Below are 14273 nucleotides of genomic sequence, written 5' to 3' on the forward strand. Positions count from 1 at the left end.
CTTACCGCGATTGTGACTTGTTGTATGTACGCAATGACACGCAGGTGCTGCCCGCAGGCGGGCTGCGCCTTATAATCAGCGTTTCAGCACGCCGCCGCTCCTTCATGCATACCGTTACCATCATCCTCATCCTCGTGTTGACCGTCGTCCTGTGCGGCTTTCTCGCCCGCTCGCGCTGGGTCAAGCTACCGCTGCCCCTGATCCAGATCGCCGGCGGCACGGGATTGGCCGTGTTTGGCGTGCAAGTGCCGCTCGATCCCGACATTTTCTTCCTGCTCTTCATTCCGCCGCTGCTGTTTCTCGATGGCTGGCGCATTCCCAAGGGCGCCTTCTTTTCCGACGCGCGCTCGATCCTGATGCTGGCCATCGGCCTCGTGCTGTTTACCGTGCTGGGCATGGGATTTTTCATCGACTGGCTGATTCCCAGCGTGCCGCTGGCCGTCGCCTTCGCGCTGGGCGCCATCCTGTCGCCGACGGACCCCGTGGCCGTCTCGGCGATTGCCGCCGGCAACCCGATCCCCCCGCGCCTGATGCACATCCTCGAAGGCGAATCCCTGCTCAACGACGCGTCGGGCCTCGTCTGCTTCACGTTTGCCGTGGGCGCCATGATGACGGGTGGCTTTTCCATCGGCGCCGCCTCGCTGAGCTTCCTGCAGGAAGCGGGCGGCGGCATCATCATCGGCCTGGCCATCTCCTGGGGCGTGGGCCTGGCGAATAAATGGCTGGTGAGCAAGGTCGGCGAAGAACCGGGCCTGCAAATTCTCATCAGCATCCTGATCCCGTTCGCCGCCTACCTGGGCGCCGAGCAAATCCACGGTTCCGGCATCCTGGCCGCCGCCACGGCGGGCGTGTCCATGCATTACGCCGACCTGATCGGCCGCCCGCTGGCCGCCACGCGCACCCAGCGCAAGGCCGTGTGGGATACCGTACAACTGGTCTTGAATGGCGTGATCTTCGTCATGCTGGGCGCGCAACTGCCCACCACCGTTGCCGGCTTGCCGGCCGCCTCCGCCGAAATCGGCGCCGGCAGCGCCTGGAAACTGCCCCTGTTCGTCATCGCCATCACGGTGGGGCTGACCTTCATGCGCTTCCTGTGGGTCTTCATTTCCATGAAGCTGACCCTGTTCAAGCACCACAAAAAGGTGGCGGGCGAACCGAAGGATGCGGCGCTGCTGGCCCGTCCCAGCCTGCGCTTGCTGCTGGTGGCATCGTTCGCGGGCGTGCGCGGCGCGCTGACCCTGGCCGGCATCCTGACCCTGCCCTTGTTCTTGCCCGACGGCACGCGCTTTCCCGCGCGCGACCTCGTCATCTTCCTCGCCATGGGCGTGATTTTATTGTCTCTGCTGCTGGCCAGCGTCACCCTGCCCTTGCTGACCAAGGGCCTGGTGTTCGCGCCGCCCGCGCGCCGCTCCACGGAAGAGCGCAATGCGCGCGCCGCCGCCGCCGAAGCGGCCATCTCCAGGCTGGAAAAAGTGTGCGAAGGCATCGACAAGAATGACAAGCAGCAAGTCGTCACGGAGGCGGCCAACCGCCTGATCGAAGCCTACCGGCGCCGCCTGGCGTATGGCGAAAGCAGCAACGACGAGGCGATGCGGCTGCAGGAACTGGCCAAGGCCGAGCGGGCGCTGCGCCTGGAAGCGCTCAATGCGGAGCGGGACGAACTGTTCCGCCGCCGCATCTCGGGCGAACTGGACGACACCATCCATTTGCGCCTGCTGCGCGAAATCGACTTGCTGGAAGCGACATTGGAAGAATAGCAACACTCTGAGGCGGCATGGCAGTGTTGATAAGTAATTCTCATGGCAAAGAATGCAAGTTTTAACATTCGTGTTTATAATGCAAGGTTTATGGCGTAGCGCCGTGATTTACTTTCAACTGGGACTTCCGTAGAGTCTGTGTTGCTGCGTAACTATTTGAATAGCCACCCGACCTGCATAAAGACACCGACGCCGTGCCCTCCTCTTCCCGCCACCGGCAGCGCCCAGCGCCGCCCGTCCTGCTCGCTGCCGTGCTGCTCGCCTCGCTGCTCGCCTGCGCTGTGCTGGCGCCGCGCGCCGCGTGGGCGCAATCGGGCGTGGCGCTGGACGCCAGGCGTCCCGCCGAAGTGGCCCAGGTCCTGTTTGGCATCATCAGTTATGTGCGCTGGCCCGTGGCGCGCCAGGAAGTGCGCGTCTGCATGCTCGGTGCGCCCCGCTACGGCGCGGCCATCGTCGACAAGCCCGCTTCCAGCCTGGGCCAGCGCATCCGCGTGAAAATCCCGGCGGTGGCCAGCACGGCCGGCGAATGCGACGTCGTCTACATGGGCAGCCTGCCCGAGGGCGAACGCGAGCATCTGCTGGCGCAGATCATCGGCAAGCCGATCTTGTCGGTCGCCGAACCGGGCACCTCCTGCACCGTGGGCACCATGTTCTGCCTGCGCCTGAACGAGGCGCAGATCGGTTTTGACGTCAACCTAGACGCCATCGCCCGCAGCGGCCTGCGCGTGCATCCGAACGCCTTGCAAATTGCACGTCGCAAGGGACCGCCGCCATGAGCGCCCGCCTGAGCAACAAGCCAGCCCGCCAGCCCCGCCCCACGCTCGACAGCGTGCTGCGGCGCGCCCACCTGAGCGTGTCGCTGATCGCCGTGCTGGCGGCCGGCCTGACCCTGACGGCCGTGGCGCTGCTGGCCCTGCGCGTGTATTCGGACCAGAACCTGCGCCTGGTGGCCCGCTCGATGAGCTACACGGTGGAAGGGGCCGTCGTCTTTGGCGACTCCATGGCCGCCAGGGAAGCGCTGGCCCTGATCGGCGTCAACGAAGATATCGACCAGGCGCAGGTGAGCGACATGGCCGGCAAGGTGCTGGCCCGCTGGGAACGGGGCGAACACGGCACGCGCTACTACATCGAACGCGCGCTGACGGGCTGGATGCTGCCCGATTCGCTGACGTTCCCCATCACGCGCAATGAACAGGCCATCGGCAGCATCAAGCTGGTGCCGCACAGCCGCAGCCTGCTGCCCTTCCTGCTCAGCGGCCTGTCCTGCCTGCTCGCCTGCCTGGTACTGAGTCTGATCGTCGCCGTGCGCCTGTCGCGCCGCATGGAAACGGAAATCACGTCGCCGCTGCGCCACCTGGCGGAAACGGCGCACCGCGTGCGGCGCGACCGCTCGTTCGAACTGCGCGTGCCGCCGGCCAATATCGCCGAACTGAACCAGATCAATGACGACTTCAACGCCCTGCTCGACGAACTGGAAGCATGGCAAAGCCATCTGCAGAAGGAACACGCCTCGCTGTCGCACCGCGCCAACCACGACAGCCTGACGGGCCTGTCGAACCGCGCCTTCATGGAAGCGGAACTGGAACGCGCCATCCTCGACGCGCGGGTCGGCAATGGCAAGGTGGCCGTGCTGTTCCTCGACAGCGACCGTTTCAAATACATCAACGATACCTTCGGCCACGCCTCGGGCGACCGGGTGCTGGTGACGATCGCCGCGCGCATCAAGCAGCAATTGCGCGAAGGCGACCTGGTGGCCCGCCTGGGCGGCGACGAATTCGCCATCGTGCTCAAGCCGCTGCGCAACAGCAGCGACGCCATGCACATCGCCGACAACATCATCGCCGCCATGGCGCAAGCCATTGAACTGCCTACAGGCAACAGCATCGTCAGCTCGCTGACCATCGGCGTGGCCGTCTTCCCCGATCACGCCGTCGACGCCGTCTCGCTGGTGGGCGCGGCGGACGAAGCCATGTACCGCGCCAAGCAGGCGCAACGCGGCACGCGCCAGGTGGCGCGCCTGCCGCAACCCCATATTCACCCCTGAACCAAGGAGCAACACCATGCAATCCATCTACACGCAATTACGCCGCGGCTTCCTCGGCTTGTTCATGCTGGGCCTGCTGGCCGCCTGCCAGAGCACGCCAGAGACCAAACCCGTGTTCAACGCCGAGCAAGTCGCCACCCTGAAGGAACAAGGCTTCAACCAGACGGACGAAGGCTGGGAACTGAGCTTTACCGACAAGCTGCTGTTCGAGTTCGACGCCGCCAAGCTGATCCCGCCCAGCCGCGTCGCCATCCAGAAAATCAGCGCCGCCCTGCTGAAAGTGGGCATCACCCACATGCGCGTGGAAGGCCATACGGATAACGAAGGCACGGAAGCGTACAACAACAAGCTGTCGCTGGCGCGCGCCAACGTGGTGGCCGACGCCATGAGCGCCTCGGGCATTCCACGCGACAACATCACCGTCAAGGGCCTGGGCATGAGTAAACCCGTGGCCTCGAACGCCAGCAAGACGGGCAAGGCGGAAAACCGCCGCGTCACCGTCATCGTGTCGGCGCCTTGAGCCTGGGCGTGCCCGCCGTGCGCTGGGTCGTGATGGGCGTGTCCGGCTGCGGCAAGAGCGCCGTCGGCAGCCTGCTGGCCGACGCCTTGCACGTGCCCTACGTGGAAGGCGACGATGTGCATACGCCGGAAAACGTCGCCAAGATGGCGGCCGGCATTGCGCTCGACGATGCCGACCGGGCCGGCTGGCTGGCCGCCCTGCGCGAGCGCATCGCCACGGCCCGCGCGCAAGGCAGCGGTCTCGTCGTCTCCTGCTCGGCCCTGAAGCGCGCCTACCGCGACGTGCTGCGCGCAGGCGACCCGGCCCTGCGCTTTGTCCACCTGGACGGCCCGCGCGCCGTGCTGGAAAGCCGCTTGCAGCGGCCCGGCCATTTCATGCCGGCCAGCCTGCTCGACAGCCAGCTGGCCACCCTGCAGCCCCTGCAGGCGGACGAAGCCGGCATCGTGCTCGATATCCGCCAGCCGCTGGCCGTGCTGGTCGAACAGATCCTGCAAGCGCCCTGAGCGGCGGCCGCGCGGCTGGACAGCCCGCGCCCCCCTGTGTAGACTGGCGCGCACTTTCATGAGGGATTTTATGAGCACACCAACGACAAAACCAGCACCGGGCCCGGAATTCTGGGAACGCGCCGACCAGGTCATCGCCCTGGCCAATGAGCAATGCATGCATAGCGGCGGCAACGAAGTGGCCACCTCGCTGCTGTACGCGGCCGCCCGCTTCAACGCCTTCCTCGTCGCCAGCAAGAGCAACGATGTGGCCAAGATGCAGGAAGAAAAGGAAGGCGCCGTGGCCTTCTTCACGGAACAGTACAAGCGCATGCTGACCGACAACTTCAACGACTACATCACCAACTTCGACAAGTACACGCAACCATCGTCGGCCCCCAAGGGTTGATGACGGCGGCCAGCCTGGATGGCCACCGCGCCCGCGCCAGCCACGCCAACAGCGTGCTGGACGGCACGGTGCGCTTTGCGCCGTTGCCATCGCTATGGCTGGCGGCCATGCTGGCTGGCGCCGTGACGGGCACCCTGTTCTTTTTCAGCTGGACGGGCCTGCTGCTGTTTGCGGCCGGCACGGCCATCGTCCTGCTGTTCGGCCATTCGCTGGGCAGCCACCGCAAACTGATCCACGACAGCTTTGCATGCCCGCAGTGGCTGGAATACCTGCTCGTGTACCTGGGCATGCTGGTGGGCCTGAGCGGCCCGCTGGCCTTGCTGCGCCAGCATGAGCTGCGCGACTATGCCCAGCGCCTGCCCGCTTGCCACCCCTATCTGCGCCACGGCGCCGGCTTCTGGCGCGATGCCTGGTGGCAATTATTCTGCCGTCTCGACCTTGACCACCCGCCGCACATCGCCATCGAAGCGCGCATCGCGCACGACCGCTTTTACCGTTTTCTGGAAAGAAGCTGGATGCTGCAGCAATTGCCGTGGGCCGTGCTGTTCTACGTCTGGGGCGGCTGGGGCCTGGTCTGCTGGGGCGTCTGCGCGCGGGTCAGCGCCGGCGTGCTCGGTCACTGGCTGATCGGCTACTTTGCCCACAACCATGGGCAAATGCACTTTCATGTCGACGGCGCCGCCGTGCAAGGCAGGAATATCCGCCTGACGTCGCTGCTGACCATGGGAGAATGCTGGCACAACAACCATCACGCGTATCCGGGCTCAGCCAGGCTGGGCCTGCTGCCGGGCGAATGGGACCCGGGCTGGTGGATCCTGCTGCTGTTGCGGCGCCTGGGCCTCGTGTCCGGCCTGCGCCTGCCGCAAGACCTGGCGCCGCGGCCGGAACTGCGCGAAACGACTGTCCGCAGATAGTTGTTGACCAATCGTTCACCAATACCTATAGTGGTGGCAGACACGGGGCATCCCGCCCCGCCGCACACTTTGCACCGCTACCATGGCCAGACCGCGCAACTTTGACGAAGCCACCGTGACCAGCCAGGCCGCCGCCGTCTTTGGCAGCCTGGGCTACAACGCCGCGTCGATCGATGACCTGGTCAAGGCGACGGGTTTGCTGCGCGGCAGCCTGTACAAGGCTTTCGGTTCCAAGCGCCATCTGTTTGAGCGCGTGCTGACGCAAGCACTGCAGCCTGGCTGGCCAGCGCGGGAAGAAGCCGTCGATTTGCTGATCATCGCCCTGAAGGAACTGGCGCCCTCTGACGCCGCGATCACGGCGCTGTGCCGTGCAGCCGTGCTGGACACAGGCGCCGATACGTCCCGCCTGCTGGGCGAACGCCTGTTAAGCCATCTGGATCAACCACCGAAGGAGACACCATGCCCAGCCTCGAATTGAACGACGATGCACTGACCATCCGCCTGGCCCTGTGGGAAAAGCTGGCGTCCTTCCACGGCAATGTGCGCATTCCCCTGCGGCATGTACGTGGCGCCACCGACGATGACGGTTTCCGCGGCGCGGCCCTGGGCTTGCGCGCACCGGGCACCAACTTGCCGGGATTCATTTCGGCGGGTACTTACCACAAGGGCGGCGACCGCCAGTTCGTCTTCATGACGCGCGGCATGCAGCCACTGGTCATCGAATTGCAAGGCGAAAAATGGGCGCGCCTGGTACTAGGCGTGCCTGATGCGCGCGCCATGGCGGCGCGCATCAATGCGCTGGCCACGGCGCCAGCCTGACGCATCAACCCGGTTCGCCCGCCAGGTAGTTGTTCTTCACGCGCACATAATGCTCGGCTGAATAGCGCAGGTAGGCGATCTCGGCGTCCGTCAGTGCGCGCACCTTGGCGGCGGGACGGCCCACGTACAGGTGCCCGCTTTCCAGCACCTTGCCCGGCGACACCAGGCTGCCCGCGCCCAGCATCACGTGTTTTTCCACCACCACGTCATCCATGACGATGCTGCCCATGCCGATCAGGCACTCGTCGCCGATGGTGCAGCCGTGCAGGATCACGGAATGGCCGATGGTCACGTACTTGCCGATGGTCAAGGGTGAACCGTCGGGCTTGGCCGCATTTTTGTGCGACACATGGCCCATGGAAAAGTCCTGGATATTGCTGCCTTCGCCGATGACGATGCGGTTGACGTCGCCGCGCAGCACGCTGTTGCACCAGATGGAGCAGTCGTCGCCGATCTGCACGTCGCCAATCACTTGCGCCGTGTCATGCAGGTAGACGCGCTCGCCCACGACGGGACGGGTATTCAGGTAGGAACTGACAGGCATCGCTTTCTCACTCTTCATTAAATTGAAACAACAGGATTCACACCCAGCCAGCGGCCAGCGCAAAAATCGCCAGGCCATGGGCAAGGGACGCGCCCAGCAAGCCGGCACGGCAATATACCAGCCCCGCCACCACACCTTCGATCACGGTGAACACGACGATGGGCGCACCCACCTGCGTGACGGTGGTGGCAAGAAAAGCGTGGCACAGGCCAAACAGCAGGCCCGACACGAGCGCCGCGCGCCAGGCCGGCAGCCAGGCGCGCAATTGCTGCTGCAGCAAGCCGCGAAACAGCAATTCTTCATAACAGTTGGCGGCCAGCGCAAAACCCAGCAGCAAGGGCAGCAGCGATGGCGCGACGGGCGGCAGGGACGGCAAGGCAAACAAGGCTTTCAAGCCCATGGCCAGCGCAACGATCAGGCAAGCGCCCGCCACGCCCAGCAGCACGGACAGGGCCGGGCGCATGCCCAGCCAGTGGATCTGGCGGCGCGCCTCGCTTTCCAGCCAGCAGGTGCTTGCCACCAGTCCCAGCGACATGGCGCCCAGCGCCAGCAAGACCAGCGGCGGCGCCGTGAAGCGCAAGCCGCCCGCCGCCACTTGCCAGTAGCCGTGCGCCGTCATCGCGTCGCGCGCCAGCACGAAAAACAGGATGTGCACGAGCACGCGCAGCAGCGGCACCGAATGTGGCACAGTACGTGGAGTTGCCAACAGCAAGGCGGCGCAGACGAGGAAGGCGGGCGTGATTGCCAGCAGATACTGCGCCAGGGAAGTCAGGTCGGCCATCGCTCACATCGGGAAAAGGACGGTGCCAACGGGCACGGGCGCAGCAATTGTATGCGGCGGCGGGCAACATGGGCAACCTGTCTTGCTATGCCGCCTTGCGCCAGCCATGCATCAGCCCGTGCGCCGCCAGTCCCGCCGCCAGCCCCCACAGGGCGCCGCCCACACCCAGCAGGGTCACGTTCGCGGCCGTCGCCAGGAAAGTAATCAGGGCCGTTTCGCGCATGCGCACGTCCGCCATCGCCTGCGCCAGGCTATTGCCGATGGCACCCAGCAGGGCCAGGCCCGCCAGCGCCGTGATGAAGGGGCGCGGCAAAACCATGAACAGGCTGGCCAGGGTCACGCCGAAGACACCCACCAGAATGTACAGCACGCCGCACGCCAGCCCGGCGACATAGCGTTTCGACGGGTCCGCATGTGCATCCTTGCCCGTGCAGATGGCGGCCGTGATGGCGGCCACGTTGAAGGCATGCGCGCCGAACGGCGCCATGAGCAGCGAGCCGAGGCCCGTCACCGTCAGAATGGGATTGGCGCTGACCTGGTAACCGTCATTGCGCAGCACCAGCATGCCGGGCATGTATTGGCCCGTCAGGGTGATCAGGAACAGGGGCAGCGCCACGCCCAAGAGCGACGACACGGAAAAGCGCGGCATCTCGAACACGGGTGCGGCCAGGGCCAGTGCTATGCCTTGCGCATCGATGCGCCCCTGCGCCAGCAGCAGGGCCAGGCCGATCAGCATGATGCCCACGACGGCAAAGCGTGCCGTGAAACGGCGCAGCACGGCGTATGACAGCAGCAATACCACGACCAGCAGCGGGTCGGCGCTGGCGCCGCCGAATGCATTTACGCCAAACTGCAGCAGGATACCAGCCAGCAAGCCGGCCGCGATGCCGCCCGGTATCAGGCGCACGAGGCGCTCGAAGGCGCCGGACATGCCCAACAAAATGAAGGCGATGGCGGACACGATGTAGGCGCCGATCACCTCGGCATACGGCGTGTGCGGCATGACCGTGGCCAGGAAAGCCACGCCGGGCGTGGACCAGGCCGTGATGATGGGCGCGCGGTAGCGGTAGCTGAGCCAGATGCCCGTCACGCCCACGCCGATGCTCAGCGACCAGACCCAGGACGCCGTCTGCGCCGCGCTCAGCTGGGCCAGCTGGGCCGCCTGGAACACCAGCACGAAGGTGCCGCCATAGTTGACGAGGACGGAAATGAAGGCGGCCGTGGCGGGGGACGCCAGGTCGCGCCAGCGCGCCCGGCCGGCCATGGCGGCGCTTGTTGTGGTGGTTGTCATGTATATGCCTCTGCCATTGAAAGCGAGCATATTAATGGTTACATGGACTGCTCAAGCAGGCCAATTCAAGCACATACAACAGACCATTTTGACAGCATCAGCCCAGCGCGTGGGCCAGGCGGACGATGCCGCTGTCGATCTCGTGCGGGGTCAAGGCCGCAAAGCCCAGCAGCCAGCCGCCCCGCGCCGGCGGCGTCGCGTACAAGCGGCTCAGGCCGGGCAGCACGATGCCAGCCTGCGCCGCCAGGCGTATCGTGTCCAGCTCCTCCCTGCCCTCGTGCAGCAGACAGGGCATCTGCAAGCCGCCCGGCGGCAGCTGCGCCGTGACCACGTGCGGCAAGTGCCGCTGCACGGCCTGCGCCATCGCATCGCGGCGCACGGCATAGACCTTGCGCATGGCGCGTACATGGGCCGCGAAATGGCCATCGGCGATGAAACGGGCAAGTGTCAATTGATCGAGTTGCGGCGTGTGGCCATCGAGGATGCTGCGCGCGTACGTCATCGGTTTGACCAGCGCGGGCGGCAGCACCATGTAGCCGATGCGCAGGCCCGGATACAGCGACTTGGCGAAAGTGCCCAGGTAAATCGTGCGCTGCTGCGTGTCGAGCCCCTGCACGCACGCCGTCGGCAAGCCCGCATAGTGAAACTGGCTGTCGTAATCGTCCTCGATGATCCAGCCCTGGCGCTCGGCCGCCCAGGCAGTCAGGGCCAGGCGGCGCTCGAGCGCCAGGGTGGCGCCCGTCGGATATTGATGCGACGGCGTGACGTACACCGTGTTCGCGCCGCTGCGATCCGCCCGCAGGTGCTCGATGGACAAGCCATCCGCATCGACGGGCACGGGCACGACTCGTAATTGCGCCATCTCGAACGCCTTGCGCGCGCCGAAATAGCCGGGGTCTTCCATCAGGATGGGGCCATGCGCATCGGCCAGCACTTGCGCGCACAGGTACAGGGCCTGGCGCGTGCTGCTCAGCACCAGCACCTGGCTGGCCGTGGCCCGCGCGCCCCGCTCCAGATTCACATAATCGGCGATGGCCTGGCGCAAAGGCTCGGCCCCTTGCGGGTCGCCGTGCAGCAGTATGCCGGAACGGTGTTCGCCGGCTGCCTGGCGCCGCAAGCGCTCCCACACGTCGAGCGGAAAGGCCCGCGTTTCCGGCAAACCCGTGGCGAAAGCTTTGACGCTCTGCTGGTCGGCCACGCCGCCGCTGGCGAGAATCTGCGCGCCGCGCGCGCTGAGGGCCACCGGCTGCGCTGGCATGGACAACGGCGCTACCGCCGGCTTGCCCAGCAAGTTCGCGCCTATCGTCGGCGACACAAAACTGCCCGATCCCGCTTGCCGCCGCAGATAGCCATCGAGGCGCAGCTGCGCATACGCCATTTCCACCGTGTCGCGCGATACACCCAGCGACTGCGCCAGCGCGCGCGTGGCCGGCAGGCGCAGGCCGGGCGCCAGCACGCCATCGAGTATCAGCTGGCGCAGCGCGCGCTGCACGCGCACGCGCAAATCGAGCGCCGCCAGTTCGGGCGCGGCGATGCGCATTTTCAGGGTATCGAGTTCGAACTGCGGTGTCATACGGCCTTGGCGCGGGTGGCAGCAACGGCAGCCACGGCCGCCATGCTGCTGGCCAGGGAAAAGCCGTGCTGCTGCAGCACGGCTACCAGCTGTTCGCCGGCGCAGCCCAAACGCAGGTTTTCCGCCACCCAGTCCAGCCACTCGCGGCTGATGTCCGGCATGGCTTCCTCTTCCAGCGCAAGACCCAGTATGCACTTGGCCAGTAGACCATTGATGCGCTTCGTGTCGATCAGGTGCTGCACCACGGCGTGGCCCGACTGGGGAAACGGATGCAAGGTAGAGCGGCCGAAGGCGGCCAGGCGCTGCGCGTGCATGGCGTCGAGGTTGACCGATTCGCTGGCGCTGGCGCCCACGCTGGCCACGTCGGGCCGGGCCGCGTCAGGCCGAGTGCCGAACACCAGATGCAGCTGCGTAGCGTCCGTCGCCCTGGCGCGGCACAGGGCCGCCAGGTCGTAGTAGCCGGACGCCGGCGGATCTTGCGCCAGCGACTCCATCACGGGCAGCCAGCGCAGCTCGTGGTACAAGCGCGCCTGCTGCACGTCGAGGAAGGACAATGGCCCGAAGGCGACGATCTGCTGCGCGTCCAGCAGCAAGCCATACATGACGGCCGCGTACGCACCCATGGACTGGCCGACGGTGGTGACCTGGCTGGGCGAGATGCGGCGCACCAGTTCGCGCAAGGCTTGCGCCGTCTCGTCGACATGGCTGCCAAGGCCCGCGATGCGGCGGTGGTACCAGGCATTGCCCGAATCGCGCACGAGGATTTTGTTCAGGTGCTGGCCGCTGGCCTGCTCCAGCTTTCTCAGGCGCCCGTAAAAATCGAAGGCGGGACGCGTGGTCCACGAAACGAAGCCAAAGGCGATCACCAGCGGCGCGCCGGGCACGATGCGGTCGACCAGCACGTCGTCGGCAGCGGTGGCCACCAGTCGATTATCCAGCGCTTGCGCTTGCAGCATCGGCCCGGCTCCCCGATCAAGGTTGAACAATAGAAAGCATGAGTTTAATGCCAGGACTGGCAAAATGGAAACAATTGCGGCTGCGGAACGCGAGCATGCCCGGCAAAGCTGCTAGTCTGGCGGCTATTCCCCCATGAACAGGAGCCTTCCATGCTGCATCGCCTGAAATACCTTCCCCTTGCCGCCGCCATCGCCATGGCCGGCGGTTGCGCCGCCACCGGCGACAGCGCCAAGACAAACGCCAGCCTGGCCCCGCAGGCCAGCCTGACGAATACCTACTGGAAGCTGACGCAGCTCGATGGGGCCGCCGTGACGATGGCCCCGCAGCAGGAGCGCGAAGTGCGCATCACCCTGGCCGGCGATGGCAAGGTCACCGGTTTCACGGGCTGCAACCGCGTCATGGGCGGCTATACGCTGGCCGGCACGGCCCTGCGCTTCACGCAACTGGCCGGCACGCGCATGGCCTGCCCTCCCCCGTTGATGCAGCTGGAGAGCGCCGTGCTGGCCAATTTGAACAGCGTGACGGGCTACCGGCTCGAAGGCGAGCAGCTGATCCTGCTCAAGGATGGTGCGCCCGTGGCCAGGTTTGAATCGGTCTACCTGTGAAATAAAAATCGACTGCCGTTACAATGGCTTCCAGCCCATCATCAGGAAGGAAGCCATGTCCGCACTGCCCTCGCCGTCTTCATCCCCGCTACCATCGGCCGCCGGCCGCTACCGCGCTTTTCTGTTCGACATGGACGGCACCGTCATCAATTCCATCGCCGCCGCCGAACGCATCTGGGGCACGTGGGCGCGGCGCCAGGGCCTCGACGTGGCGGCCTTTTTGCCCACCATCCACGGCGCGCGCTCGGTCGACACCATCGCCAAACTGCGCTTGCCCGGCGTCGACGCGCAGCGCGAGTCGCAAGGCATCACGGATGCGGAAATCATCGATGTGGAAGGAATTATTGAAATCGCCGGTGCGCTGCGCTTTTTGCAATCGCTGCCGCCCGCGCAATGGGCCATCGTCACCTCGGCGCCGCGTGCGCTGGCCACTGCCCGCCTGAAGGCGGCCGGCATGCCGATCCCGGCCATCATGGTGACGGCAGAAGACGTCAAGGCGGGCAAACCAAAACCCGATTGCTACCTGCTGGCAGCGCAAAAACTGGGCGTGGCGCCCATGGATTGCCTGGTCTTCGAGGATGCCTCGGTCGGCATCGAGGCGGGCGAAGCGGCTGGCGCGAAAGTCATCGTCGTCACCGCCACGCACGCGCACCCGCTGGCCACGCGCCACCCTGCCATCGACAATTATGAAGCCATCGTGGCAAGCGTCGATGGCGACGGTTTCATCGTGCTGGCCGAGACGGCTGCAGCACCCGCGACAAGATAGCCTGCTCCAGCGCGGCGAAAGTCGCATGGCCGCGCTGTCGCGGGCGCGGCAAGTCCACCGGCACGTCCATGGTGATCTGGCCATCCTCGATCAGCAGCACCCGGTCGGCCAGGGCCACGGCTTCGGCCACGTCGTGCGTCACCAGCACGGCCGTGAAACCGCGCGCCTGCCACAGCGACTCGATCAGCTGCTGCATCTCGATGCGCGTCAGGGCGTCGAGCGCGCCCAGGGGTTCGTCGAGCAGCAGCAGTTGTGGTTCGTGCACGAGGGCGCGTGCCAGCGCCACGCGCTGCTTCTGCCCGCCCGACAGGGCCGACGGCCAGTCGTCCGCCCGTTCGGCCAGGCCCACCGTCCACAGCGAAGCGGCCGCCGCGCCGACGCAGCGGGGTAGCCCCAGGGCCACGTTGTCGAGCACCGTCTTCCACGGCAGCAGACGCGATTCCTGGAACATAATGCGGATGTCGGGCGCGCCCACGCCGCTGCCGATGGCGATGCTACCGTCATCGACGCTTTCCAGCCCCGCGATCGAGCGCAGCAAGGTGCTCTTGCCGCAGCCGCTGCGCCCGACGATGGCGACAAATTCTCCCGCTTCCAGCTGCAGGTCGACGTTTTTCAACACCGGACGTTCGCCATAGGCCTTGCTCAATTGCGTCAGTTCCAAAGGCACGCCGCGGCGCGCCAAAGGAGCTTGCGGCGCGGCCTTCGCCTGCGGCGGCGCGCTGGCCGGGTCGTACTGCACGAAGTGCGACAAAAAATCCGTTTCGATCTGGATGGGGGCAAGCAGCATGGTAGTTTCTTTCCTCATTTCGTC

Annotated in this window: 17 protein-coding genes; 11 read left to right on the forward strand and 6 right to left on the reverse strand. The window is 65.9% G+C overall.

Annotated elements, in window-relative coordinates:
• Positions 1 to 104 precede the first annotated feature (104 nt).
• The 9 genes from ACPJXG_RS17515 to ACPJXG_RS17555 all read left to right on the forward strand — a co-directional run bounded on the left by ACPJXG_RS17515 (position 105) and on the right by ACPJXG_RS17555 (position 6945).
• Entirely contained in the window at positions 105 to 1757 is a 1653-nt protein-coding gene (locus tag ACPJXG_RS17515) for a Na+/H+ antiporter (protein WP_425251829.1), read from the forward strand.
• A gap of 194 nt (positions 1758 to 1951) precedes the next feature.
• Positions 1952 to 2533 (forward strand): YfiR family protein, encoded by a 582-nt coding sequence (locus ACPJXG_RS17520; protein WP_425251830.1) that lies wholly within the window; start codon positions 1952 to 1954, stop codon positions 2531 to 2533.
• Positions 2530 to 3801 (forward strand): diguanylate cyclase domain-containing protein, encoded by a 1272-nt coding sequence (locus ACPJXG_RS17525; RefSeq protein WP_425251831.1) that lies wholly within the window; start codon positions 2530 to 2532, stop codon positions 3799 to 3801. Before ACPJXG_RS17520 ends, ACPJXG_RS17525 begins: the two co-directional genes overlap by 4 nt.
• A gap of 16 nt (positions 3802 to 3817) precedes the next feature.
• A complete protein-coding gene (locus ACPJXG_RS17530) occupies positions 3818 to 4321 on the forward strand; it encodes an OmpA family protein (protein WP_035817656.1) in 504 nt (167 codons plus the stop codon).
• A gap of 32 nt (positions 4322 to 4353) precedes the next feature.
• Positions 4354 to 4824: a gluconokinase gene (locus ACPJXG_RS17535; RefSeq protein WP_425254759.1), complete on the forward strand. Its 471-nt coding sequence runs from the start codon at positions 4354 to 4356 to the stop codon at positions 4822 to 4824.
• Positions 4825 to 4894: 70 nt separating this feature from the next.
• Complete coding sequence (locus ACPJXG_RS17540) at positions 4895 to 5212, forward strand: DUF3144 domain-containing protein (RefSeq protein WP_034782889.1); 318 nt, start codon at positions 4895 to 4897, stop codon at positions 5210 to 5212.
• Positions 5212 to 6126 carry an acyl-CoA desaturase gene (locus ACPJXG_RS17545; RefSeq protein ID WP_425251832.1) on the forward strand — a complete coding sequence of 305 codons (915 nt, stop codon included), beginning with the start codon at positions 5212 to 5214 and terminating at the stop codon, positions 6124 to 6126. Before ACPJXG_RS17540 ends, ACPJXG_RS17545 begins: the two co-directional genes overlap by 1 nt.
• Positions 6127 to 6208: 82 nt before the next feature.
• A complete protein-coding gene (locus ACPJXG_RS17550; protein ID WP_099379638.1) occupies positions 6209 to 6604 on the forward strand; it encodes a helix-turn-helix domain-containing protein in 396 nt (131 codons plus the stop codon).
• The gene (locus ACPJXG_RS17555) at positions 6586 to 6945 is read left to right on the forward strand and encodes a hypothetical protein (RefSeq protein ID WP_425251833.1); all 360 of its coding nucleotides are present in this window, start codon (positions 6586 to 6588) and stop codon (positions 6943 to 6945) included. The genes ACPJXG_RS17550 and ACPJXG_RS17555 overlap by 19 nt, the downstream gene beginning before the upstream one ends.
• 4 nt (positions 6946 to 6949) lie before the next feature.
• On the opposite strand, the gene ACPJXG_RS17560 is transcribed toward ACPJXG_RS17555, so the two are convergent.
• The 5 genes from ACPJXG_RS17560 to ACPJXG_RS17580 all read right to left on the reverse strand — a co-directional run bounded on the left by ACPJXG_RS17560 (position 6950) and on the right by ACPJXG_RS17580 (position 12090).
• Positions 6950 to 7489 (reverse strand): gamma carbonic anhydrase family protein, encoded by a 540-nt coding sequence (locus tag ACPJXG_RS17560; protein WP_425251834.1) that lies wholly within the window; start codon positions 7487 to 7489, stop codon positions 6950 to 6952.
• 37 nt (positions 7490 to 7526) lie between these two features.
• Entirely contained in the window at positions 7527 to 8270 is a 744-nt protein-coding gene (locus tag ACPJXG_RS17565) for a lysostaphin resistance A-like protein (RefSeq protein WP_425251835.1), read from the reverse strand.
• 85 nt (positions 8271 to 8355) lie between these two features.
• A complete protein-coding gene (locus ACPJXG_RS17570) occupies positions 8356 to 9534 on the reverse strand; it encodes a benzoate/H(+) symporter BenE family transporter (protein WP_425254760.1) in 1179 nt (392 codons plus the stop codon).
• 124 nt (positions 9535 to 9658) lie between these two features.
• Positions 9659 to 11134: a PLP-dependent aminotransferase family protein gene (locus ACPJXG_RS17575; protein ID WP_425251836.1), complete on the reverse strand. Its 1476-nt coding sequence runs from the start codon at positions 11132 to 11134 to the stop codon at positions 9659 to 9661.
• Positions 11131 to 12090, reverse strand: a complete 960-nt coding sequence (locus tag ACPJXG_RS17580; protein ID WP_425251837.1) for a hypothetical protein — start codon at positions 12088 to 12090, stop codon at positions 11131 to 11133. Before ACPJXG_RS17580 ends, ACPJXG_RS17575 begins: the two co-directional genes overlap by 4 nt.
• Positions 12091 to 12240: 150 nt before the next feature.
• Here ACPJXG_RS17580 and ACPJXG_RS17585 point away from each other — a divergent pair, with 150 nt between their 5' ends.
• On the forward strand, positions 12241 to 12696 hold the full coding sequence (locus ACPJXG_RS17585) for an META domain-containing protein (protein ID WP_425251838.1): 456 nt from the start codon (positions 12241 to 12243) through the stop codon (positions 12694 to 12696).
• A 55-nt stretch (positions 12697 to 12751) separates the two neighbouring features.
• Positions 12752 to 13462, forward strand: a complete 711-nt coding sequence (locus tag ACPJXG_RS17590; RefSeq protein WP_425251839.1) for an HAD-IA family hydrolase — start codon at positions 12752 to 12754, stop codon at positions 13460 to 13462.
• Here the strand turns inward: ACPJXG_RS17590 and ACPJXG_RS17595 are convergent.
• Entirely contained in the window at positions 13419 to 14249 is an 831-nt protein-coding gene (locus ACPJXG_RS17595) for an ATP-binding cassette domain-containing protein (RefSeq protein WP_425251840.1), read from the reverse strand. The two genes, ACPJXG_RS17590 and ACPJXG_RS17595, sit on opposite strands and share 44 nt — an antisense overlap.
• Positions 14250 to 14273: the final 24 nt, after the last annotated feature.

It is taken from the genome of Janthinobacterium sp. NFX145 (assembly GCF_049810325.1).
Classification (GTDB): Bacteria; Pseudomonadota; Gammaproteobacteria; order Burkholderiales; family Burkholderiaceae_D; genus Janthinobacterium; species Janthinobacterium rivuli.